This is a genomic window from Pseudomonas sp. Larv2_ips (genome assembly GCF_963879675.1).
Classification (GTDB): domain Bacteria; phylum Pseudomonadota; class Gammaproteobacteria; order Pseudomonadales; family Pseudomonadaceae; genus Aquipseudomonas.
In genome coordinates, this window is the sequence record NZ_CAWOAW010000031.1 from 492,288 (window position 1) to 513,085 (window position 20,798).

The 20,798-nt window shown below is 61.4% G+C and carries 17 protein-coding genes; 12 read left to right on the plus strand and 5 right to left on the minus strand.

The features are described 5' to 3' along the window. Positions 1 to 232 precede the first annotated feature (232 nt). The 4 genes from mgrA to epsC all read right to left on the minus strand — a co-directional run bounded on the left by mgrA (position 233) and on the right by epsC (position 6,269). Entirely contained in the window at positions 233 to 1,270 is a 1,038-nt protein-coding gene (mgrA, locus tag AACV02_RS27810; protein WP_119738206.1) for an L-glyceraldehyde 3-phosphate reductase, read from the minus strand. 109 nt (positions 1,271 to 1,379) lie between these two features. Then, a complete protein-coding gene (locus AACV02_RS27815) occupies positions 1,380 to 2,729 on the minus strand; it encodes an OprD family outer membrane porin (RefSeq protein ID WP_119738208.1) in 1,350 nt (449 codons plus the stop codon). A gap of 237 nt (positions 2,730 to 2,966) precedes the next feature. Further along, positions 2,967 to 4,928, minus strand: coding sequence for a choline transporter BetT (betT, locus tag AACV02_RS27820; protein WP_164487965.1), 1,962 nt, complete (start codon positions 4,926 to 4,928; stop codon positions 2,967 to 2,969). Between the two features lie 414 nt (positions 4,929 to 5,342). Beyond that, the gene (epsC, locus tag AACV02_RS27825) at positions 5,343 to 6,269 is read right to left on the minus strand and encodes a serine O-acetyltransferase EpsC (RefSeq protein WP_119738210.1); all 927 of its coding nucleotides are present in this window, start codon (positions 6,267 to 6,269) and stop codon (positions 5,343 to 5,345) included. Positions 6,270 to 6,435: 166 nt separating this feature from the next. Here epsC and AACV02_RS27830 point away from each other — a divergent pair, with 166 nt between their 5' ends. The 12 genes from AACV02_RS27830 to AACV02_RS27885 all read left to right on the plus strand — a co-directional run bounded on the left by AACV02_RS27830 (position 6,436) and on the right by AACV02_RS27885 (position 18,458). Then, positions 6,436 to 7,431 carry a D-cysteine desulfhydrase gene (locus tag AACV02_RS27830; protein WP_106577397.1) on the plus strand — a complete coding sequence of 332 codons (996 nt, stop codon included), beginning with the start codon at positions 6,436 to 6,438 and terminating at the stop codon, positions 7,429 to 7,431. A gap of 281 nt (positions 7,432 to 7,712) precedes the next feature. Then, complete coding sequence (tcyJ, locus tag AACV02_RS27835) at positions 7,713 to 8,507, plus strand: cystine ABC transporter substrate-binding protein (protein WP_106577396.1); 795 nt, start codon at positions 7,713 to 7,715, stop codon at positions 8,505 to 8,507. Further along, positions 8,507 to 9,172 (plus strand): cystine ABC transporter permease, encoded by a 666-nt coding sequence (tcyL, locus tag AACV02_RS27840; RefSeq protein WP_106577395.1) that lies wholly within the window; start codon positions 8,507 to 8,509, stop codon positions 9,170 to 9,172. The genes tcyJ and tcyL overlap by 1 nt, the downstream gene beginning before the upstream one ends. A 3-nt stretch (positions 9,173 to 9,175) precedes the next feature. Next, on the plus strand, positions 9,176 to 9,922 hold the full coding sequence (gene tcyN / locus AACV02_RS27845) for an L-cystine ABC transporter ATP-binding protein TcyN (protein ID WP_106577394.1): 747 nt from the start codon (positions 9,176 to 9,178) through the stop codon (positions 9,920 to 9,922). Between the two features lie 381 nt (positions 9,923 to 10,303). Next, positions 10,304 to 11,089: a hypothetical protein gene (locus tag AACV02_RS27850; RefSeq protein WP_119738212.1), complete on the plus strand. Its 786-nt coding sequence runs from the start codon at positions 10,304 to 10,306 to the stop codon at positions 11,087 to 11,089. Between the two features lie 187 nt (positions 11,090 to 11,276). Then, complete coding sequence (locus AACV02_RS27855; protein ID WP_119738214.1) at positions 11,277 to 12,518, plus strand: SfnB family sulfur acquisition oxidoreductase; 1,242 nt, start codon at positions 11,277 to 11,279, stop codon at positions 12,516 to 12,518. Positions 12,519 to 12,542: 24 nt separating this feature from the next. Further along, positions 12,543 to 13,736, plus strand: coding sequence for an SfnB family sulfur acquisition oxidoreductase (locus tag AACV02_RS27860; RefSeq protein WP_119738216.1), 1,194 nt, complete (start codon positions 12,543 to 12,545; stop codon positions 13,734 to 13,736). Beyond that, positions 13,736 to 15,088, plus strand: a complete 1,353-nt coding sequence (locus AACV02_RS27865; RefSeq protein WP_119738218.1) for an LLM class flavin-dependent oxidoreductase — start codon at positions 13,736 to 13,738, stop codon at positions 15,086 to 15,088. Before AACV02_RS27860 ends, AACV02_RS27865 begins: the two co-directional genes overlap by 1 nt. A gap of 142 nt (positions 15,089 to 15,230) precedes the next feature. Then, positions 15,231 to 16,046, plus strand: a complete 816-nt coding sequence (locus AACV02_RS27870; protein ID WP_119738220.1) for a MetQ/NlpA family ABC transporter substrate-binding protein — start codon at positions 15,231 to 15,233, stop codon at positions 16,044 to 16,046. After that, positions 16,043 to 17,158 carry a methionine ABC transporter ATP-binding protein gene (locus AACV02_RS27875; protein WP_119738222.1) on the plus strand — a complete coding sequence of 372 codons (1,116 nt, stop codon included), beginning with the start codon at positions 16,043 to 16,045 and terminating at the stop codon, positions 17,156 to 17,158. The genes AACV02_RS27870 and AACV02_RS27875 overlap by 4 nt, the downstream gene beginning before the upstream one ends. Beyond that, on the plus strand, positions 17,148 to 17,792 hold the full coding sequence (locus AACV02_RS27880; protein WP_056858169.1) for a methionine ABC transporter permease: 645 nt from the start codon (positions 17,148 to 17,150) through the stop codon (positions 17,790 to 17,792). Before AACV02_RS27875 ends, AACV02_RS27880 begins: the two co-directional genes overlap by 11 nt. A 39-nt stretch (positions 17,793 to 17,831) precedes the next feature. Beyond that, positions 17,832 to 18,458, plus strand: a complete 627-nt coding sequence (locus AACV02_RS27885) for a class I SAM-dependent methyltransferase (RefSeq protein ID WP_106577387.1) — start codon at positions 17,832 to 17,834, stop codon at positions 18,456 to 18,458. A 106-nt stretch (positions 18,459 to 18,564) separates the two neighbouring features. On the opposite strand, the gene AACV02_RS27890 is transcribed toward AACV02_RS27885, so the two are convergent. Continuing rightward, positions 18,565 to 20,760, minus strand: a complete 2,196-nt coding sequence (locus AACV02_RS27890) for a glycoside hydrolase (protein ID WP_119738225.1) — start codon at positions 20,758 to 20,760, stop codon at positions 18,565 to 18,567. Positions 20,761 to 20,798 lie beyond the last annotated feature (38 nt).

Here is a 20,798-nt window from a genome sequence, read left to right on the forward strand (position 1 = left end):
CTCCCACACTGACCCGGTGCTATCAGGTTATTCAGCGGTCGATCATTACGGCCACAGCGGCGACTGATGCACCGCGCGACGATTCTTGGGGATGTGCCGTTCTAGTCGCCACACTGCACATAAAATGTGGGAGGGGGCTTGCCCCCGATAGCTCTGGGTCAGTCAACGGGTTACGCGACTGACACCGCCATCGGGGGCAAGCCCCCTCCCACATTGACCCGGTGCTATCAGGTTATTCAGCGGTCGATGGTTTTTCCCACAGGTTGATCCCGCCCTCCTGGGCAAACCGATCGATTTCCGCCAGTTCCTCAGCACTGAAGCTCAAGTTCTGCAGCGCCCCGACGTTTTCAATAATCTGCTCCGGCCGGCTTGCACCGATCAGCGCACTGGTCACCCGTGGGTCACGCAGGGTCCAGGCCAGCGCCAGTTGCGCCAGGCTCTGGCCACGACGCTTGGCAATTTCGTTCAGCGCACGCACGTGGGCGATGTTGGCTTCGGACAAGTGCTTGGCCTGCAGCGAACCACCCCCTGGGCGATTAACCCGCGCATCCGCCGGCACGCCATTGAGGTACTTGTCGGTGAGCAAACCCTGGGCCAGCGGCGTGAAGGCAATCACGCCGGTACCGAGTTCTTCGGTGGTGTCCAGCAGGTCTTTTTCCACCCAGCGGTTGAGCAGGTTGTAGGCCGGTTGGTGGATCAGCAGCGGCACTTTCCATTCCTGGAGCAGCGCAGCCATCTCGCGGGTTTTCACGCCGGAATAAGACGAGATACCGATGTACAACGCCTTGCCCTGTTGCACGGCGGTGGCGAGGGCGCTGGCGGTTTCTTCCAGCGGGGTGTCGGCATCAAAACGGTGGGAGTAGAAAATATCCACGTAGTCGACGCCCAGGCGTTGCAGGCTCTGGTCCAGGCTCGCCAATACGTATTTGCGCGAACCGCCGCCCTGGCCGTAAGGGCCGGGCCACATGTCCCAGCCGGCCTTGCTGGAGATGATCAGTTCGTCGCGATAGTGCTTGAAGTCTTCGCGCAGCAAACGGCCGAAGTTGATCTCGGCGCTGCCATAGGGCGGGCCGTAGTTGTTGGCCAGGTCGAAATGATTGATCCCCAGGTCGAACGCGGTGCGCAGCAACGCGCGCTGGGTGTCGATCGGGGTGCTGTCGCCAAAGTTGTGCCACAGCCCCAGGGACAGTGCAGGCAGCACCAATCCACTGCGGCCTACGCGGCGATAAGGGATAGATTCATAGCGGTTTTCGGCAGCAATGTACGTCATCGAATCCTCTCTGGGCTTAGGGGCAAATAAGGCCTGGGAATAAGGTTATTCCCAGGCCTTTTAAGCCGCTGAATCGCTTAACTATGCCCGTCTCTTTTACAGCAATTTCCTACCAAAGTGGAACGACGTAGCTCACATAGAAGCGGTTTTCATCTTGCACAGTGGCGCCGGTAATGTCCGGGCTGGCGTGGGCATTTTTCCAGGTCACGCCCAGGCCCTTGAGGGTGCCGGTGGGTACTTGGTAGGCCACCGCGATGTTGCGTTCCCATTCGCTGGTGTCGCCCTGCGCTGTGCGGATGTCATCGCCGTGGGCATACGCGGCCGAGAATGTCAGGCCGGTGAGGCCCAGCTTGCCGAAGTCATATTTGTATTGCGCCAGCCAGGTACGCTCGCCGGCGTGCTGGAATTTGTTCAGCTGCATGTTGGTCAGCGCCGGCGTGTCCGCACCTGAACCTGGGCCTTGGCGTGCGTCACCACTGTTCAAGCCCGAATCCAGGTACGGGAAGTCGCTGTCACCGCTGTTTTTCTGGATACCGAGGCCGACCGTATGGCCGTCCAGGCTGTAGCTCTCCAGCAAGCTGGCGGTGGTTTGGTTGATGCGGCCTTTGCTGGTGCCGTCACCGTAGAGGCCGGCCCCGGCGAAGTCTTTGTCGCCATCGGCGTTGGCGCCCACACCCAGGCTGCGGAACACGCGCACGTCGGTGTCGATGGCGCCCACAGACAACGCATCATGCCGTTTGGCGCCGAGGAAGAACTGCTGGTAGTAATCCTCAAGGTTGGAATACCACAGGCTGACGGTGGTGTTCTGAATGCCGGTGTAGTCCGCACCGCCGAACAGGAAACGGTCACTCTCTTTGGTGCCACCGGCGGTGATCATGCCTTGGTCGCCGGTTTCGTTGCGGATCTTGGTCTTGAAGATATCGCCGCCGGTGAAGGTGAAATCGGTAAGGTCCTTGGACACCAGCTGCACGCCGGTGTTGGTCTGCTGGTACAGGCGCCCGTCGGTGTTGGCCAGCACCGGGTTGTTGCCGTACAGCGTGCCCACGCGCAGCTCATCCTTGGCAAAGCGCATCTTGAATGTGGGGCTCAGTACACCAAACTGGTCGGCGGATTTGCCGTTGTCCAACGGGAACATGCTGCCGGGGTAGCGCCCTTGGTGGTCCTTGTCATTGAGGTCACCACCGGAGTCCAGTTTCAAGCCATAGAAGGCCTGCAGATCGAGGCCAAAACCAACCGGCCCATCGGTGTAGCCCGACTTGAAGTTGAACTCGAAACCCTGGCCCCAATCACGAATGCTGTGGGCCTTGGCGTTGCTGTTCACCACATCACGCCCTTGCTGGTTGAGGTAGCGGTTGAGCAAGGTCACATCGGCGTGGCTGTCGTCGATAAAATCGGCGTGGGCGGACAGCATAAAGCTCGCCATGGCGACACCCACCACGGGGCTTATTAACGTCTTCATTGTTACCGGTCTCCGTCACTGTTCTGAAATGAAAGCGTCAAACGCTTCACACAATTACGCAGTGGCCAGATGACAGTTACGCGTCAAACCGGGGCTTGAACGAATGAAATTAAATTTAAGAAAGCCCCGTAGGACGGGGCTTTGCGGGCGTTTTCGTGGGAGCGGGCTTGCCCACGATGCAGCCAGCTCGGTGTATCTCAACACCGAGCTGATGTGATCGCGGGCAAGCACAGGGGACTAGCGCACCAAGTGCAGGAACTGCAGGTGACGCTCGTACTGGTCGAGGATGTCGTTGATGATCTGCTCCTTGGTGTAGCCCACCAAATCGTAGTCCTGGCTGCCCTCGCTCAGGTGCACTTCCGCGCGGTAATAGCGACGGTTATTGAGCTGCTTGGAGCCCATGCCGCCGCGCGCAAACGACGGCGTGAAATAGCCACGCATCTGCACTTGATACACGAACGGGTGCTCTTCACCGTGGCCGATTTCCAGGCTGACGCTGTCGTTCGACGGGTCGGGCTGGGTGACGACGCTGAGGCCTTTCTCGACAAACACCGCCGTCACTTCTTCGATCGCCGGGCGCACCGTGGTCTCAAGGAACCGGTACACCTCATCGCGCGACGGGAAATGCACCGCCTGGCTCAAGCGCTGGCGCCAACCGCCGGTGCCCTTGCGTGAGCCCGATACCGGCGCCAGCGAATGCAACTGGGCAATCTGCTTTTGCGATTCGAGGTAGAACGCCTTGTGCAGCCCCCACATCATCAGCAGCAGGATCAGCGAGAACGGCAACGAGGTCAGTACCACCGCCGATTTCAGCGAATCGATACTGCCGGCAAACAGCAAGGCACTGGTGACCAACGCAGTCATCGCGCCCCAGAACACGCGCAGCCATTTAGGCCCGTCTTCATCGGCGTTACCGCCTTTGGACGACAAGGTCGACAGCACCACGGTGCCGGAGTCGGCCGAGGTGACGAAGAACACGAAGCTGATGAACACCGTGACCGCGATGACCGTCTTGCTCCACGGGTAGGTTTCCAGCAGCAAGTAAAGGCTCATCGACGGGTCATCGATGGCCGACTGGCCGAGGGCGGTCAAGCCGTGGTTCAGCACTTGGTCGATGGCGCTGTTGCCGAAGATCGACATCCACGCCAGGGTAAAGCCCAGCGGGATCAGCAGCACGCCGAACACGAACTCGCGGATGGTACGGCCACGGGAAATACGCGCGATGAACAGGCCCACGAACGGCGACCATGCAATCCACCAGGCCCAGTAGAACACCGTCCAACCGCCCAGCCAGTCGCTGGGTTTGTCGTAGGCGTACACATCGAAACTCTTGGTCGGCAAGGCGCCGAGGTAGTCGCCGATGTTCTGGATCAGGGTGTTGAGCAAGTGCTGGGTGGGCCCGGCGAACAACACAAACAGCAGCAGCGCGCAGGCCAGCAGCATGTTGATGTCGGACATCACCCGCACGCCCTTGTCGACACCGGAGACGGCGACGAGGATCGCGGCGCCCATCATCAGCGTGATCAGGCCAACCTGAATCCATTGGGTGTGGGCAATGCCGAACAGGTAATCCAGCCCGGAATTGAGGTGCAACACGCCAAAGCCCATGTCGGCGCCCAGGCCGAACACGGTGGCGATGATGCCAAAGCCATCCACTGCGTAGCCGATGGGGCCGTTGATGCGTTTGCCGATCAGCGGGTACAGCGCCGAGCGCAGCGCCAGCGGCAGGTTATGCCGGTAGGCGAAATACGCCAGGGCCATGCCAACAAACGCGAAGACGCCCCAGCCGTGCAGGCCCCAGTGCAGAAACAGGATCTGCATGGCCTGGCGCGCGGCATCGGCGTTCATCGGCGCGCCTTGGGGCGGCTGCACCAGATGCGTCAGCGGCTCGGACACGCAGAAGAAGAACAGCGTGATGCTGATCCCGGCGGCGAACAGCATGCCGGCCCAGGACAGGTAGCTGAATTCGGGCTCGTCGTGGTCGGCACCGAGTTTTATCTTGCCGTAGCCCGATAACGCGGTGACCACCACGAAGACCAGATACAGCGTCATCGCGAGCATGTAGTACCAGCCGACCGTGTTGGCCGCCCAGTTTTGCGCAGCCAGCAGCCAGGCACCGGCCTGTTGCGGGATAGCGATGACCGTGATGCCGAATAGCAGGATGAAACTGGCGGCAAAGTAGAAAACGGGCGCATTCATGCGCACCATGCCGCTGGATGGGGTGGACGATGCACTCATGAACGATGCACCCCGAGGGTGTGGGATGTGGCTGTAAATAACGGACTCAGCAAAGGTAAGCCTCCTGTTGTGAGCGGGCAGCGAACCACCGGTTTAACTTGAACGAACATTCAAGTTAAACATGAATAGGCGGTTTGGGACTAATCGCAGGGCTGAGTGGTAGGTCATTCCTACACTAGCTCAGGGATTGGTATGACGGGTGCGCGAGGTAAATCGTTCAGCGATTTCCACGTTAAGTACGGCTCAAAAATGGAATGCGGTCAAAAATGTGGCAGCGTGCTTGCTCGCGAATGCAGTGGGTCAGCAACATATCCAGTAACTGACACTCCGCCTTCGCGAGCAAGCCCGCTCCCACAGGGGCTTTGTACTGATTCTCTATTTCTGCGCCCCATCCTCATGCTGCAAATTCGCCTGCGTGATATTCGCCCCCGCCGGCACACTGCGGGTCAGCCACACGTTGCCGCCAATCGTCGAGCCCTTGCCGATGGTGATCCGCCCCAGAATCGTCGCCCCGGCATAAATCACCACATCATCCTCAACGATCGGATGGCGTGGATGACCCTTCTGCAGCTGCCCGTCTTCATCTGCCGGGAAGCGCTTGGCGCCCAGCGTCACCGCTTGGTAGATGCGCACCCGCTCGCCGATGATCGCGGTTTCGCCGATCACCACGCCCGTCCCATGATCGATAAAGAAACTCGGGCCGACCTGCGCGCCCGGGTGAATGTCGATACCCGTGGCCGAGTGCGCGATCTCCGCGCTGATCCGCGCCAGCAGCGGCAGCCCGGCGCGGTACAGATGGTGCGCCAGGCGATGGTGAATCACCGCCAGAATCCCTGGATAGCACAACAGCACTTCATCCACACTGCGCGCGGCCGGGTCGCCGTGGTAGGCGGCCAGCACGTCGGTGTCCAGCAGGCTGCGCAGCGAAGGCAGGGCCAGGGCAAAATCCTGGATCAGGCGGATCGCCAGGGCATCGACCTCGCTGTCGTCCTGGCCGCCCTGGCGTGCGGCGTAGCGCAGCTCCAGGCGCGCCTGGCCGAGCAGGGCATTCAAGGCGACGTCGAGGGTGTGGCCGACGTAAAAGTCTTCACTTTCTTCACGCAAGTCCACCGGCCCCAGGCGCATCGGAAACAACGCGCCGCACAGCGATTCAAGAATCTGCGCCACGGCTTCGCGCGACGGCAATTCGCGGCCGCCGTGCTCGCCACTCAAGCGGCCATTGCGCGTTCGCCACTGGTCCCGGGCGCTGCGCAGCTGGCTGACGATGGTCTGCAATTGCCAATGGCTGGAACGCTCACTCACGGTATTCACTCCTGACGAATTGCCCATCACTTTACGGTATGCACCCTGACGGCCCTTAAGAACCAATGGTGTGATGCTAAGAACTAACCGACATAAGCGATTGGCGGTTGCCCGATGAAAAGTGCCTGCCTATAGTCGCCCAATCACTTAGCCACTGTGCGTCGCCATGATCAAACAACAGCTCGACCGTTTTAACCGCCTGGACCTGCTGGGCGGTGCCACTGCCCTGGAAAAACTTGAGCGGCTGTCGGCCTGGCTGGGCAGGGACATTTACGTCAAGCGCGACGACACCACGCCACTGGCCATGGGCGGCAACAAGCTGCGCAAACTCGAATACCTGGCAGCCGACGCCCTCGCCCAGGGTGCCGACACCCTGGTGACCGCTGGCGCGATCCAGTCCAACCATGTGCGCCAAACTGCTGCGCTGGCCGCCAAGTTGGGCCTGGGTTGCGTTGCACTGCTGGAGAACCCGACCGGCACCGAAGACCCGAACTACCTGGGCAACGGCAATCGCCTGTTGCTGGAGCTGTTTGACGCCAAAGTAGAACGGGTCGAGAACCTCGACAACGTTGACGACCAACTCAATGCCCTCGCCGATCGCCTGCGCAGCAACGGCAAGAAGCCGTACCTGGTGCCTATCGGCGGTTCGAATGCACTCGGGGCGCTGGGTTACGTACGCGCCGGGCTGGAGTTAGCCGGGCAGATCGAAGCCAGCGGCATTGAGTTCGCTGCCGTGGTACTCGCCTCCGGCAGTGCGGGCACCCACAGTGGCCTCGCCCTGGCGTTGAGCGAAGTGCTGCCAACATTGCCCGTGGTGGGCATCACCGTGTCGCGCACCGAGCAAGCTCAGTTCCCGAAAGTGCAAGGCCTGGCCGAACGCACCGCTGAGTTGCTCGGCGTGGGCGTTCCGGACGCGTTCAAAGTGATCCTGTGGGACGAATATTTCGGCCCGCGCTACGGCGAACCGAACGCCGGCACCCTGGCTGCGGTCAAGTTACTGGCAAGCCAGGAAGGCCTGCTGCTGGACCCGGTGTATACGGGCAAGGCCATGGCCGGCCTGCTCGATGGTATTGGGCGGCAGCGGTTTGAGGACGGGCCGATTATTTTCCTGCACACCGGCGGAGCGCCGGCGTTGTTTGCGTATGACACCGCGTTTAATTGAATAAACGCAGATCAGAAGGTGGGAGCGGGCTTGCTCGCGAATACGGAGTGTCAGCCCATCCATTCGGTGGCTGATACAGCGCATTCGCGAGCAAGCCCGCTCCCACACTAGATTGATTGTATATTCCAATAGCGAATAACAAATTGAATTTATATTATTTTCAAGTCTTAGAAACTGGCTTTATAGTCGCGCCGAAGGCGAAGACGCGCTTCGCGCTTTAAGGCAGGATACGACTACTGCGTCACCTGCTTCGCTCAACATAAAAAACACAGGGGCTGTTCATGACTATTTCTGTATTGCGTCGCACGTTGCTGGTTGGCACATTGGGCTTGGCACTTGGGGCTGGTCTGATGGGCCAAGCCATCGCTGGTGAACAGCTGGACACCATCAAGAAGGCCGGCGAGATCAAGATCGGCCTGGAAGGCACCTACCCGCCGTTCAGCTTCGTCGATGAAAGCGGCAAGCTCAGCGGTTTCGAAGTCGAGCTGTCCGAAGCGCTGGCCAAAGAGCTGGGCGTCAAGGTCAAGCTGCAAGCCACACCGTGGGACGGCATTCTCGCGGCCCTGGAATCCAAGCGCCTGGACGCAGTGGTCAACCAGGTGACCATCTCCGAGGAGCGCAAGAAGAAGTACGACTTCTCCAAGCCTTACACCGTTTCCGGTATCCAGGCGCTGGTGCTGAAGAAAAACGTCGACGCCATCAAGACCGCCGACGACCTGGCCGGCAAGAAAGTCGGCGTAGGCCTGGGCACCAACTACGAACAATGGCTCAAGGACAACCAACCCAAAGCCATCATCAAGACCTACAACGATGACCCTACCAAGTTCCAGGACCTGCGCATCGGCCGCATCGACGCCATCCTGATCGACCGTCTGGCCGCTCTGGAATACGCCAAGAAAGCTCCGGATACTGCTGCCGCTGGCGATGCTTTCTCCCGTCAGGAAGCCGGCATTGCCCTGCGCAAAGGCGAGCCTGAACTGCTCGACGCCGTGAACAAGGCCCTCGACAAACTGCGTGCCGACGGCACCTTGAAGAAGCTGTCCGAGAAATACTTCAACGCTGACGTCACTCAATAATGGAAGCAGGTTTCCAACTCGCGCTGGACTCCGCGCCCTTTCTGCTCAAGGGCGCGTACTACACGGTGATTCTTAGCCTTGGCGGGATGTTTTTCGGCTTGCTGCTGGGCTTCGGCCTGGCCTTGATGCGTTTGTCGCGCTTCAAACTGGTCAGTTGGATCGCCCGCGTCTACGTGTCGTTCTTTCGCGGCACGCCCTTGCTGGTGCAGCTGTTCCTGATCTACTACGGCTTACCGCAAGTGGGCATCGAGCTGGACCCGATCCCGGCCGCCATGATTGGCTTTTCGCTGAACATGGCGGCTTACGCCTGTGAAATCCTGCGCGCCGCCATCAGCTCCATCGAGCGCGGCCAATGGGAAGCTGCAGCCAGTATCGGCATGACCCGCGCGCAGACCCTGCGCCGGGCCATCCTGCCGCAGGCCATGCGCACGGCCTTGCCGCCGTTGGGCAACAGCTTTATTTCGCTGGTAAAAGACACGGCGCTGGCCGCTACCATCCAGGTGCCCGAGCTGTTCCGCCAGGCCCAATTGGTGTCTGCGCGCACCTTCGAAATCTTCACCATGTATCTCTCCGCTGCCCTGATCTACTGGATTTTGGCGAGCATCCTGGCGCATTTTCAGAACCGCCTGGAAGACCGGGTCAACCGGCATGACCTGGAGTCTTGAAGCATGATCGTGGTTGAAAAACTGACCAAACAATTCAAGGGTCAGGTGGTACTCAACGGGATCGACCTTGAGGTCAAGGAAGGCGAAGTTGTCGCCATCATTGGGCCCAGTGGTTCCGGCAAGACCACCTTCCTGCGCTGCCTGAATTTCCTCGAAGAACCTACCAGCGGTCGCATCAAGGTGGGTGACATCGAGATCGACAGCAGCAAGCCGCTCAACCAGCAACAAGGCCTGGTGCGGCGCCTGCGCCAGCACGTGGGTTTTGTGTTCCAGAACTTCAACCTGTTCCCGCACCGCACCGCGCTGGAAAACGTCATCGAAGGCCCGATGGTGGTCAAGAAGATGCCGCGCGAAGCAGCCACCGAACTGGGCCGTACGCTGCTGGCCAGGGTCGGCCTGGCGGGCAAGGAAGGGGCTTACCCGCGGCGCTTGTCTGGTGGCCAGCAACAGCGCGTGGCAATTGCCCGTGCATTGGCCATGGAGCCGGAGGTGATTCTGTTTGACGAACCCACCTCGGCACTCGACCCAGAGTTGGTCGGCGAAGTACTGGCAACCATCCGCAGCCTGGCCGAAGAAAACCGCACCATGGTCATCGTCACCCACGAGATGAGCTTCGCTCGGGATGTGGCCAACCGGGTGATCTTCTTCGACAAGGGCGTGATCGTCGAACAGGGCGAAGCCAAGGCGCTGTTTGCCAACCCCAAGGAAGAACGGACCAAGCAGTTCCTGAGCAAGTTTTTAGCCCACTGACACCCCGAAAAACCTGGGTGGGAGCTGGCTTGACTGCGATGCAGGCACCTCGGTGTGTCAGTCACACCGCAGCAATGCTATCGCAGGCAAGCCAGCTCTCACCTAAGCGCGTTCCTACATAAAATCCTCGCGATAACGAATAAAACGCACCGCCGCACCCACCTTAAAATCCCCCGCCTCGTCAGCTCTTTCTGAATCTGCTCCAACCCGCCGTTTAGCCCTTTGCCGCCATTGACGCCCGCCGGCCAACCCTCTTATCTAGGGCCCAGAGGATTGGATCCTATCCCGGCTATTCACTGAATCGTTCCTTTCGGCACCCTGCGCACACTCGCGCCACGGGCACCGGAACGATTGCTGCTGGCTGCATCAAGGAGATTACTTATGACGCGCACTGCACCCTCGGCCATGCTCACCGCCCCGACGCTGCCCCAGGCTAATCGATACGGTATCAACGCCCTCGCCGCCGCCCAACTGCAGGTGGATATCGCCCCCTACCCCGGCATGGAGGAAGGCGACCTGATCGAGCTGTTCTGGAACAACTGCTTTGCCGACTCCCGGCGCGTGAGCGCGTGCAAAATCGGCACCCCCACCCGCCTGCGCATCCCGCACAGCTTTGTGCAGGATGGCTCGGCGCAGATTCACTACCAGGTCATGCAGATCGGCCACGGCCCGGCCCGTTCGGCAGTCACGCACGTGCGGGTCAAGACCTGTCCACCCGGTGGCCAGCCGTCGCCTCGGTTCAGTGACGAAAACCAGAACCTTGCGCCCGTCAGCCTGCCCGACATGATCCGCCGCTACGGCATCAACGGTAGCCAGGTGCGACGCGGCATTCCGCTGAGCATCGAGCCGTACGCGCATATGACCACTGGCGACGCCATTACCCTGCGTTGGGGCGACGTGCGTCTGGACCTGCCGACGATCCAGCGCAAGGACGTCGGTCTGACAGTGCAGGTGTGGGTGCCCTCTGCGGTGATTGTCGAAGCGGGCGACGACTGCCGGCTGGACGTGACGTACTGCATTCTGGATCGCGTTGGCAATAATTCGCGCTGGGCACCCGCGCGCACGTTGAACATCGCCGCCTGCTCCTCGCAGGCGCCACCCCGCCTGGCCGGGGCCGCGTCGACCTATCAACCACGTCAGCCCGGTTCTCCCTGCGAACCTGGGTAACAGACCTTCTATGCATATTCCTAGAAGTTAGTTTATTTAAAGATTTAACACGCTTAGGGTATATGCACCGGACCACCGGACATCTCTGATTTTTCTGTTTTTATTTCATTGAATGCGAGGTCGGTATGGTCAGAATTACCCCGGTGCATAACGCCAGGGCATTACGTGCAGCCAAGGAGCGGCGCTGATGTCTAACTTGGCTCTAACACCCCCCCAGAGTGATCTGGACGTAGCCCCACTGCTGTTGCCGGCAGCTGTGCTGCGCGACGACGCACAAGCGTTGAGCGCAGCACACGAACTGGCTCAGGCCGCGCGCCTGCAAGCGGCCAAGCGCGACCAGCAGCGCAAGCTGCCCTGGGCGCAGCTTGAGCAGTTCACCCGCAGCGGGCTGGGCAGTATTTCCATTCCCCGTGAATACGGCGGCCCACAGGTATCGTTCGTGACCCTGGCCGAGGTGTTCGCGATCATCAGCGCGGCGGACCCGGCCCTCGGGCAGATCCCGCAAAACCACTTCGGCATCCTGTATCTGCTGCAGGGCACTGCCACCGAACGCCAGAAAAAGCAGCTGTTCCAGAGCGTCCTCGACGGCTGGCGCATCGGTAATGGCGGCCCGGAACGCGGCACCAAAAACACCCTGGAACTCAAAGCGCGGCTCACCGCCGAAGGCGACGGCTACGTGGTCAGCGGCCAGAAGTTCTACTCCACCGGCGCGCTGTTTGCCCATTGGGTGGCGGTGAAGGCGTTGAACGATGACGGCAAACAAGTCATGGCTTTTGTGCGCCGTGGCACGCAAGGGCTGCGCATCGTTGATGATTGGTCGGGCTTCGGCCAGCGCACCACCGCCAGCGGCACCGTGCTGCTTGACCGGGTACCGGTGGACGCCGAACTGGTGATAGAGAACTGGCACATCGGCGAAAGCCCGAACATCCAGGGCGCCATCTCGCAATTGATCCAGGCGGCCATCGACGCCGGCATCGCCCGCGGCGCCCTCGATGACACCATTGCCTTCGTGCGTGAACGCTCGCGCCCATGGATCGACGCCAAGGTCGAACGCGCCAGCGATGACCTGTATGTGATCGCCGATATCGGCAAGCTGAACATCGAACTGCATGCCGCCCAAGCCCTGTTGCGCAAGGCCGGCAAGGTGCTGGACGAGGTCAGCGCTGCGCCGATCACCGCGCAATCCGCCGCGCGCGCGTCAATTGCCGTGGCCGAAGCGAAAGTGCTGACCACCGAAGTGTCGCTGCTGGTCAGCGAAAAGCTCTTCGAACTGGCCGGCAGTCGCGCCACCCTCGCCGAATTCAACCTCGACCGCCATTGGCGCAACGCCCGCGTGCACACCCTGCACGACCCGGTGCGCTGGAAGTATCACGCCATCGGCGCCTATCGCCTGAACGGCACGTTGCCGGCTCGTCATTCCTGGATCTGACCGACCAGACATCTGGAGAACATCATGACTTTCTCTACAAACGTCGCGGTTATCACCAGCGACGAACAAGCCCTTATTGTCGCCAGCGACCTGGCCGAAGACTTGGGTCGCGACAGCGCTCAGCGCGACCGTGAACGCCGCCTGCCCCTGCCCGAACTGGACGTGTTTTCGCGCTCCGGCCTGTGGGGCATCAGCGTGCCGAAGGCACACGGTGGCGCGGGTGTGTCCAACGTCACCCTGGCCAAGGTCATTGCGCTGATTGCCCAGGCGGACGCGTCGCTGGGCCAGATCCCGCAAAACCATTTCTATGCCCTGGAAGTGCTGCGCGTGAATGGCAGCCCGGCCCAGCAGAAACGCCTGTACGCCGAAGTGCTCGCAGGCCAACGTTTCGGCAACGCCTTGGCGGAGCTGGGTACCAAAACTGCCCATGACCGGGTGACCAAAATCACCCGCGACGGCGACGGTTTTCGTATCACCGGCCGCAAGTTCTACTCCACCGGCGCCATCTACGCCCAACGCATCCCCACCTCGGTGGTGGATGAACACGGCGTGCAGCAACTGGCATTTGTGCCGCGCGACAGCGAAGGCCTGACGGTCATCGACGACTGGAGCGGCTTCGGCCAGCGCACCACCGGCAGCGGCTCCGTGGTGTTTGACAACGTGTGGGTCGCCGCCCAGGACGTGGTCCCGTTCCAGAGCGCTTTCGAGCGCCCGACCACGGTCGGCCCGCTGGCGCAGATCCTTCACGCTGCCATCGACACCGGCATCGCCCGCGCCGCCTTCGAGGATGCGCTGCATTTTGTGCGCACCAAGACCCGGCCGTGGATCGACTCCGGCAACGACAAGGCCACTGAAGACCCGCTCACCTTGAAAAGCTTCGGCCACCTGAGCATCCGCCTGCACGCCGCCGAGGCATTGCTGGAACGCTCCGGTGAGTTCCTCGACCGCGCCCAGGCCGACAGCACTGCCGAAACCGTCGCGGCAGCCTCCATCGCCGTCGCCGAAGTGCGCGCCTTGAGCACTGAAATTTCCCTGGCCGCCGGCAGCACCTTGTTCGAACTGGCCGGCAGCCAGGCGACCCTGGCCGAACATGGCCTTGACCGCCACTGGCGCAACGCCCGCGTACACACCCTGCACGACCCGGTGCGCTGGAAGTACTTTGCTGTGGGCAATTACTACCTCAACGATGAAAACCCGCCACTGCGGGGGACCATTTAATGGCGAAGAAAAAAATCCTGCTCAATGCCTTCAACATGAATTGCATCGGGCACATCAACCATGGCCTGTGGACGCATCCACGGGACACCTCGACGCAGTACAAGACCCTCCAATACTGGACCGACCTGGCGCAGACCCTGGAGCGCGGGCTGTTCGACGGCTTGTTCATCGCCGACATCGTCGGCGTGTACGACGTTTACCAGAACGCCATCGACGTGCCGCTCAAGGAGTCGATCCAGCTGCCGGTCAACGACCCGTTGCTGCTGGTCTCGGCCATGGCGGCCGTCACCCAAAACCTCGGCTTCGGCCTCACCGCCAACCTCACCTACGAGCCGCCGTATCTGTTCGCCCGACGCATGTCCACCCTCGACCACCTGAGCCGTGGCCGGGTCGGCTGGAACATCGTCACCGGCTACCTCGACAGCGCCGCCAAGGCCATGGGCCTGACCGAACAGGTCGAGCATGACCGGCGCTACGACCAGGCCGATGAATACCTGCAAGTGCTGTACAAACTCTGGGAAGGCAGCTGGGAAGACGACGCGGTCATCAACGACCCACAGCAACGGGTCTATGCGCAGCCCGGCAAGGTGCACAAGGTTGAGCACCACGGCGAGTTCTATCAGGTCGAGGGTTACCACCTTTGCGAGCCGTCGCCGCAACGCACGCCGGTGCTGTTCCAGGCCGGCAGCTCGGAGCGTGGCTTGCTGTTCGCCGGGCGCCATGCCGAGTGCGTATTCATCAGCGGGCAGAACAAGGCCGCCACCAAAGTCCAGGTGGACAAGGTGCGCGCCAGTGCGGCGCAGGCGGGGCGCAACCCGGATGACATCAAGGTGTTCATGGGCCTCAACGTGATCGTGGGCGCCACCGAAGAGCTGGCCTGGGCCAAGCACGCCGAGTACGTGAGCTATGCCAGCCCGGAAGCCGGAGTGGCGCACTTCTCGGCCTCTACGGCGATCGACTTTGCTCAATACGAAATCGATGAGCCGATCCAGTACGTGAAAAGCAACGCGATTCAGTCGGCCACCAAGAACCTGCAAAACAACGATTGGACGCGGCGCAAATTGCTTGAGCAGCACGCCCTCGGCGGGCGCTACATCACCTTGGTCGGCTCGCCCGAACAAGTGGCTGACGAGCTGGAATCGTGGATCAGCGAAACCGGTCTGGATGGCTTCAACCTGACGCGCATTGTCACGCCGGAAAGCTATGTCGATTTCATCGACCTGGTAGTGCCGGAACTGCAGAAGCGTGGGTCGTACAAGACCGCTTATGAAACCGGCACCTTGCGCGAAAAAGTCTTCCAGGGCACTGCACGGTTACCCGAACAACACACCGGTTCCACCTACCGACACTGAATTAGAAGTGTGGGAGCTGGCTTGCCTGCGATAGCGGTGGGCCAGCAAAGAAAATATCCCTGACAGACCGCTATCGCAGGCAAGCCAGCTCCCACAGTTGACCACATTGTTCTTACAGACACCTTATGACTGGAAACCGATCATGAAAAAGACACTGCTCACCCACCCAGTCAAAGCACTGGCCCTGGCCTTTGGTTTATTCAGCTCGGCGGTATTCGCCGCCGATGCACCGCTGAAAGTCGGCACCACCGCTGCCTTCGCGATTCCCCTCGAAGCCGCCGTCGCCGAAGCCGACAAGCAAGGCTTGAAGGTCGAACTGGTGGAGTTCACCGACTGGATCGCGCCCAACGTCAGCCTCGCCGCCGGCGACATCGACGTGAACTACTTCCAGCACATCCCCTTCCTGGAAAACGCCAAGGCTGCCGCCGGGTTCGACCTGGTGCCGTATGCGCCGGGCATCATCAATAACGTTGGCCTGTATTCCAAGAAGTACAAAAGCTTCAACGACCTGCCTCAGGGCGCCAGCGTGGCGATCGCCAACGACCCGATCAACAGCGGTCGCGGCCTGCAACTGCTGGCCAAGGCCGGGCTGATCACGCTCAAGCCGGGCGTGGGTTACAAGGCCACCGAAGAAGACATCATCGCCAACCCGAAGAAGATCAAGATCCTGCAAGTGGAAGCCGTGCAGCTGGTGCGCGCCTATGACGACGCCGATCTGGTGCAGGGCTACCCGGCCTACATCCGCCTGTCCAAGACCTTCGATGCCGAGTCGGCGTTGCTGTTCGATGGCCTCGATCACCCGGAATACGTGATCCAGTTTGTGATCCAGCCCAAAAGCAAAACCGACCCGCGCGTGATCAAGTTCGTCGACATCTACCAGCATTCGCCGGTGGTACGCGCCGCGCTGGATAAATCCCTCGGCAAGCTCTACCAAGTCGGTTGGGAAGATAAAAAATGACCGCCGCCAACGCCCAACTGCGCGACGTGGGCACCGCGCCCAGGGACGCCAAGCAGACAGCGCTGCACCCGGACCTGAACCGTGCCCATGTGCGGTTCATCAACCTGGGCAAAACCTATGACGGCAGCGTGCATGCCTTGCAAGGCATTGACCTTGCGATCCAGCGCGGTGAGGTGTTCGGCATCATCGGCCGCAGCGGCGCCGGCAAATCCTCGCTGATCCGCACCATCAACCGCCTGGAGCAACCCAGCAGCGGGCGCGTGCTGATCGATCAGGTGGACATCGGCGAGTACGACGAAGACCGTCTGGTCGCGTTGCGTCGGCGCATCGGCATGATCTTCCAGCACTTCAACCTGATGTCGGCCAAAACGGTGTGGCAGAACGTCGAGCTGCCGCTGAAGGTCGCCGGCGTGCCCAAGCTGCAGCGCGAGCAAAAGGTGCGTGAGCTGCTTGAACTGGTGGGTTTGCAGGACAAGCACAAGGCTTATCCCGCGCAGCTGTCCGGCGGGCAGAAACAGCGCGTCGGCATTGCCCGTTCGCTGGTGCACGACCCACAGATTCTGCTGTGCGACGAAGCCACCTCGGCCCTCGACCCGGAAACCACCCAGTCGATTCTCGGCCTGCTGCGCGACATCAACAAACGCCTGGGCCTGACCATCGTGTTGATCACCCACGAGATGGCGGTGATCCGCGAAATCTGCGACCGCGTGGTGGTGCTTGAGCACGGTCGAATCGTGGAGCAAGGCCCGGTGTGGCAAGTATTCGGCAACCCGCAGCATGAGGTCAGCAGAACCCTGCTGGCGCCGCTGCAACACGGGCTGCCGGAAGAACTGCAAAACCGCCTGCAACCCACCCAGACATCGGCCGACGCCGCGTTGGTGCTGCGTTTGCAGTTCACCTGCAGCGCCACCGACGAACCCGACCTGGCCGCGCTGTTCGGCGCCCTTGGCGGACGCGTGCGCTTGCTGCAAGGCGGCGTGGAACGGATCCAGGGGCACGCCTTGGGGCAATTACTGCTGGCGGTCAATGGCTCGCCACACAACGCACAAGCACTGCGCACCCTGGCCGGGCGCTGGGCGCAACAGGTGGAGGTGCTGGGCTATGTGGTTTGATCGTTTATTGCAGGGCGCCATCGACACCCTGTTGATGGTTGGCGTGTCGTCGTTGATCGCGCTGTTGGTGGGCATTCCGCTGGCGGTGTTTCTGGTCACCAGCGACAAGGGCGGCATCTATCAGGCACCGGCGCTGAACCGCGTGCTCGGCGCGTTCGTCAATCTGTTCCGCTCCATTCCGTTTCTGATCCTGATGGTGGCGCTGATCCCGTTTACCCGGCTGATCGTCGGCACCACCTATGGCGTATGGGCGGCCGTTGTGCCGCTGACCATCGCCGCCACGCCGTTTTTCGCGCGGATCGCCGAGGTGAGCCTGCGCGAAGTGGACCACGGTTTGATCGAAGCCGCGCAGGCCATGGGCTGCCGCCGCTGGCACATCATCTGGCACGTGCTGTTGCCGGAAGCGCTGCCGGGGATTGTGGGCGGGTTCACGATCACGCTGGTGACCATGATCAACTCGTCAGCCATGGCGGGCGCCATCGGCGCAGGCGGCTTGGGTGACATTGCCTACCGCTACGGCTATCAGCGTTTCGATACGCAGATCATGCTCACGGTGATTGTGTTGCTGGTGGTTCTCGTCGCGGTGATTCAGTTGGGCGGCGATCGCCTGGCTCGGGTGCTGAACAAGCGGTGAGGTATAGTCGGGCGATCTCAGCGCCCGGTATTTCCCACCATGACCCTCAAGCCCGACGACCTCAACCAGATCACTTCCATCACCCTCGGCCACTACAACAAGGTGGCCGAGGACTTCCGTGAAGGCACCCGCGATCACGATGTGAGCCAGAACATCGACGCGCTGCTGCGCCATATCCAGGGCACAGCGCCGTTTACCGTGCTGGATTTCGGCTGCGGGCCGGGGCGTGATCTGCAGACGTTTACGCGCATGGGCCATATTGCCGTCGGGCTCGATGGCTCCGAACGGTTTGCGCAAATGGCCCGCGAGGACAGTGGTTGTGAAGTGCTGCTGCAGGACTTTCTCAAGTTGGACCTGCCGACCGAACGCTTCGACGGGGTGTTTGCCAACGCGGTGTTGTTCCATATTCCCAAGCAGGAGCTGCCACGGGTGCTCAAGCAGTTGCAGGGTGCGCTGAAGCCTGGCGGCGTGCTGTTCAGTTCCAACCCGCGCGGTGAAAACCTGGAAGGCTGGAACGGCCCTCGCTATGGGTCTTATCACGACCTCGCGGCGTGGCAGGCACTGCTGACGGCGGCCGGGTTTGTGGAGCTGGAGCATTACTACCGGCCGGCCGGGTTGCCTCGGGAACAACAGCCGTGGTTGGCGAGTGTGTGGCGCAAACTGTAGATGTTCGTCGTCTGGCCCGGCCTCTATCGCAGGCAAGCCCGCTCCCCCATTTGGAATGCATTTCCATGTGGGAGCGGGCTTGCTCGCGAAGGCGTCAGCGGCCCCGCTAATCCACCTGATACACCCTAGGTTTTTCACCCTCTACCAACGCCGTCACACTCTTTCCCGCATACCCTTCTTTGTCCCCTGCAGCAAAATTCGCCACCAACCGCGTGCCATCGGCAAACGTGGTCTGCTGCACCTGCCGATCGGCCGTCAGCCAACGAAAATCGGTCATTGCCTGTGTCGCCAAGCGCTTATGCAACGGCCGAAAAAACCGGTCCTGGCGCTGTATCAACGGTATGCGCTGCTTCAGGGTCGCGGCACTCAGGTGATACAGCGGCGGCACGTTGTACAGCAGTTGGGCCAGCTCGTTCTCAGCCCGCACATTGCTCAGCTTCAGGCTGTCGAACAGCCAATGGTGAGTGGTGATGACCGAGCCGTGAAACACCGCCTGATACAACGGCAAGCGCATGGACGGGTCGAAATACACGGTGCGAAATGGCTCATTCAACGGCACCGTTTTGAAGAACACCGCCGGTTGCTCCGGCGGATACCAGTTGCCGACGTAATAGGGCGATTGTTTATCCTTGGTCATCGCGCGATCACCCCAGCCGAGCACGGGCGTCTGCATGCCGTGGGCAAACAGAATGCCTTGGGCAGTGACCGCATTGCCGTCTTCGGAACCGGCGGGCAGCTTGAGCACCGTGTTGAGCCAGCGTGACGCGTCGATATTGCCTTCGGCGTTTTGCGCCTGGGTCATTTCGGCGCCATTGCGGTAGCTGTCAAAGACCATGCTGGTCGCATAGGCATCCAGGAACCAGGCGTTGAAACCAGCCATGGCTTGCACCGCTTTCACCCGCGCTTCCAGTAACGGCCGCACGCAGCGCGGGTCGGTGTAGTGACCGGATTGTTGAAAGCCGGTCTTGAGTTTGCCGTCTTTCAAGATGATGGCGCAGTCGCGATAGGCCTTGCTGCCCAGGTGGGCGGTGGTCCAGTCGGGGTTTTCGGTGGTGGACAAGGCCGTTTCATAGGAATCGTACGGCGCCATCAGGTAACCCGCCTTGACGCCCGTCTGAATCGCTTCGGGGTGCCAGAGGCCGCCTTCCCAGCCTTCGCCCAGGGTCAGCAGCAGGCGCTTCAACCCAGCATCTTGCAGCGCCTTGACCGTCTGGGCCGACAGCGTGCTGCCCCAGGTCTCGGGGCTGTGGCTCAAGGCGCCGGCAAACGCTGTGGCCAGTTCAAGGCGCAGTACGCCATAACCGTCAGCCAGCTTGAGCATGTCCGGCTCGTCGGTGGCCTGCCAGCTTTGCCGGGCCTTTTTGTTGATCGCCGCGTTGAGCCCACGCAGCAAAACCGTCTTTTGGTAGCGATCCAACGTGCCGGCCTGCGTCAGCACCTGCGTGGCCTCTTTGTCCAGCAAGCCCTTGAGTTCGTGGCCGCGCAGCACCTTCACCAGCAGCGGCCAGTCGCGCACATCCTCCGGCCCTAACAGGTCATTGCCCCACAGGTAGACATGGCTGGCACCCAGCAGCTTTTCAGCCTCGGGAGTCTGGCGCAGTTTGTCCGCCAGCGGTCCATAACGCCCCTGCGCCACCAGCCACTGGCGGTAGCGCTTGGCCCCGGCCAACGGGTCGGCATCGCCCAGGTGCAGGCGCAGGGTCATCGGCGCGGCGGGCTCAAGCCGGGTGAATTCATGCGCCATTGAAAGCGCCAGCCCGCCACCGTCTGCCTGCCATTGCAGGTGGTTGTTATAGGGGTTGGTGAGCAACCAGTTAAGCGTGAAACGGCCATGATCCACGCCCCATAACGGCAGGCTGAGATCCTGCGTGGTATTAACCTCGCCTTGATCCAGCAAAAACGAGTTCCACACGGTGTTGCCGGCGGGCACGTAATGCCCTTCGGCCAAGGGCCAGATCAAGCCTTTGCCCATCGCCTCGGCGGGTTGGCGCAGCAGCGCCAATTGGCCCGGCTCGCGCGCGTTGATGGTCAGGGCAAGGTCGCGCTGCTCAAGGCGCGCGGTCAGCTGGTAGGCGCCGCTGTCCCACTGCCAGGTGGCTTGCCCGGCATCGGCCTGCACACCGGTGACCGCGTGCGCCGCCACACCGCTGGAAGCCTGCACTGCGGCCTCGCCCGCCGGGGTAACGCGCAGCGCCAGCGTGGCGGGGTCGAGTTCGACCCGCCAGAGGGCGTTTTCCAGCACGGTGCCAGCGAAGAGTCGGGGAGACAGCAACAGGCAAAAAATCAGCACTAAACGGCGCATGACACGGGCCTTCCAAAACGGAAACAGGCCCGGAGGGT